Below are 367 nucleotides of genomic sequence, written 5' to 3'. Positions count from 1 at the left end.
CTCACGCAAATGGTGGGCATGACAAAGGGCATGGGTGGCATGTGTGTATTTCGGATACGTACCGAACGCATCGTGCATCATCGTCCCTTCATATCGGGGAAGAATCCCGATATCATCGGTCGCTTTTTTTCCACGAGAAGCGTGAGGAGCCAAGTATGTATATCTCGATGTACACGCGACATGCACCCATGCGAGTTTCCCATTGATGCGCAAACTCGTTTCATCGACATGCAGGATGTTGGATTCAAGTAAGGCGTCTTCGATGATGTCCATATTTGATTCCAGCGCTTCGCGTCCTCGTTTCACCATATTGGCAAGGGTTCCTGTACTAATCGAGTGTTGATATAACGCTTCGATTGTATCACTT

The 367-nt window shown here is 48.0% G+C and carries 1 protein-coding gene; it reads right to left on the bottom strand.

Features of this window, described 5'->3' with window-relative positions; translation table 11 throughout:
* Positions 1 to 367 (bottom strand): IS66 family transposase (locus tag CV944_RS16265; RefSeq protein WP_145994838.1); only part of this gene is annotated, 367 nt, incomplete at both ends.

Origin of the sequence: Geobacillus sp. WSUCF-018B, assembly GCF_002809985.1 — a bacterium.
GTDB classification, from domain to species: Bacteria; Bacillota; Bacilli; order Bacillales; family Anoxybacillaceae; genus Geobacillus; species Geobacillus thermophilus.
Note: the sequence above shows the minus strand (reverse complement) of the source record. Positions and strands in the feature narration are given on the sequence as shown.